2 tRNA genes and 2 rRNA genes (1 of these 4 cut by a window edge) are annotated in these 2,500 nt (G+C 53.9%); all 4 read right to left on the bottom strand.

The features are described from left to right. Positions 1-1,009: ribosomal RNA gene (locus A3736_RS05275) — 23S ribosomal RNA — on the bottom strand (it extends 1,781 nt beyond the left edge of the window). A gap of 262 nt (positions 1,010-1,271) precedes the next feature. Then, a tRNA-Ala gene (locus tag A3736_RS05270) sits at positions 1,272-1,347 on the bottom strand. A gap of 12 nt (positions 1,348-1,359) precedes the next feature. Further along, a tRNA-Ile gene (locus A3736_RS05265) sits at positions 1,360-1,436 on the bottom strand. A 186-nt stretch (positions 1,437-1,622) separates the two neighbouring features. Beyond that, a 16S ribosomal RNA gene (locus A3736_RS05260) occupies positions 1,623-2,500 on the bottom strand; the annotation flags it as partial.

Genomic DNA, 2,500 nt, shown 5'->3' with positions numbered 1-2,500 from the left:
GTTTCCCTTTTGACGACGGACCTTAGCACCCGCCGTCTGTCTGCCAGACAAGACTCGATGGTATTCGGAGTTTGGTTAGGTTTGGTACCGCTCGCGCAGCCCTAGCCCATCCAGTGCTCTACCCCCATCGGCATACATCTGACGCTCTACCTCAATAGATTTCGCGGAGAACCAGCTATTTCCCGGCTTGATTGGCCTTTCACCCCTAAACACAGCTCATCCGAGAATTTTTCAACATTCACCGGTTCGGTCCTCCAGTGCGTGTTACCGCACCTTCAACCTGGCCATGCCTAGATCGCCGGGGTTCGGGTCTAATCCATCATACTCAGTCGCCCTATTCAGACTCGCTTTCGCTGCGCCTACACCTAACGGCTTAAGCTTGCATGGTAGATTAAGTCACTGACCCATTATGCAAGAGGTACGCTGTCACTCCCTATGGAGCTCCAACTGCTTGTAAGCATTCGGTTTCAGGTACTGTTTCACTCCCCTAATCGGGGTGCTTTTCACCTTTCCCTCACGGTACTGTGTTCGCTATCGGTCATGTGCGAGTATTTAGGCTTGGAGGGTGGTCCCCCCATGTTCAGACAGGATTTCACGTGTCCCGCCCTACTCGAGTCTTCTTCGGTCGTTTTCACCTACGGGGCTGTCACCCGCTATGGCCACTCTTTCCAAAGTGTTCGGTTAACTGACGAAGAAGCACTGGCCTGGTCCCGGTTCGCTCGCCACTACTACGGGAATCTCTGTTGATGTCTTTTCCTCCGGGTACTGAGATGTTTCAGTTCCCCGGGTTCGCTTCACCAAACCTATATATTCAGTTCGGTGATACCTTATCCACCTCACTCGCCATCCCCGAAGGGATGATGAGAGAAATGGTGAAGGTGGGTTTCCCCATTCGGAAATCGCCGGATCAAAGTTTGCTCACAACTCCCCGACGCTTATCGCAGCGTGCCACGTCCTTCATCGCCTGCACATGCCAAGGCATCCACCAAATGCTCTTACCTCACGCTTGAGAATCCACACCATCAACGACAGCCCTGCATAAAGACTGCGCTGTTATAGATGCGGAGGAATTATCTCAGCCAGATAATCGTTTGATTGATCTTGATTGTGATGCATCGATCGCACGCTCGGCCGAAACCGTTCAATACAATCCATGCGCCACGGCATCGATTTAAAAACCCATTCACAATGTCAAAGACGCGAGCGGCAGATCCGCCCGCTACCGGTAAAGACCGGATAGCTTTTCGTTTCATCCTGGAGAAGTGTAAGCTTGGTGGAGCCTATCGGGATCGAACCGATGACCCCCTGCTTGCAAAGCAGGTGCTCTCCCAGCTGAGCTAAGGCCCCCAACCAAATCTATGGTAGGTCCGAGTGGATTTGAACCACCGACCTCACCCTTATCAGGGGTGCGCTCTAACCAACTGAGCTACGGACCTACACCGCCATCAGCGGCAATAAAGCCGCGAGGGGCGTGAGCCGGCTCAGGCGTCATGCCGAACGCGAGGCAAGCCCGCGCTAGGCAATCTCCAGTGATGAAAGGACATGAGGACGACGGCAGTGTTCTTTGGAGCGGCCGAAGCACTTCCAGCGGCTAGCGCTGGCGCTTTCGACCAAATCCTTAGAAAGGAGGTGATCCAGCCGCAGGTTCCCCTACGGCTACCTTGTTACGACTTCACCCCAGTCGCTGAACCCACCGTGGTTGGCTGCCTCCTGCAAGCAGGTTAGCGCACCACCTTCGGGTGAATCCAACTCCCATGGTGTGACGGGCGGTGTGTACAAGGCCTGGGAACGTATTCACCGCGGCATGCTGATCCGCGATTACTAGCGATTCCGCCTTCATGCTCTCGAGTTGCAGAGAACAATCCGAACTGAGACATCTTTTGGAGATTAGCTCACACTCGCGTGATAGCTGCCCACTGTAGATGCCATTGTAGCACGTGTGTAGCCCAGCCTGTAAGGGCCATGAGGACTTGACGTCATCCCCACCTTCCTCCGGCTTATCACCGGCAGTTTCCTTAAAGTGCCCAACTAAATGATGGCAACTAAGGACGAGGGTTGCGCTCGTTGCGGGACTTAACCCAACATCTCACGACACGAGCTGACGACAGCCATGCAGCACCTGTCACTAGGTCCCCGAAGGGAAGGAATCTGTCTCCAGAAACCGTCCTAGGATGTCAAAGGCTGGTAAGGTTCTGCGCGTTGCTTCGAATTAAACCACATGCTCCACCGCTTGTGCAGGCCCCCGTCAATTCCTTTGAGTTTTAATCTTGCGACCGTACTCCCCAGGCGGATAACTTAATGCGTTAGCTGCGCCACCCAAGCTCCATGAGCCCAAGCAGCTAGTTATCATCGTTTACGGCGTGGACTACCAGGGTATCTAATCCTGTTTGCTCCCCACGCTTTCGCACCTCAGCGTCAATAACTGTCCAGTGAGTCGCCTTCGCCACTGGTGTTCTTCCGAATATCTACGAATTTCACCTCTACACTCGGAATTCCACTC

Source organism: Erythrobacter sp. HI0063 (genome assembly GCF_001635685.1).
GTDB lineage: Bacteria > Pseudomonadota > Alphaproteobacteria > Sphingomonadales > Sphingomonadaceae > Qipengyuania.
The sequence above is the reverse complement of the archived record's forward strand: the minus strand, read 5'-3'. Positions and strand labels throughout refer to the sequence as shown.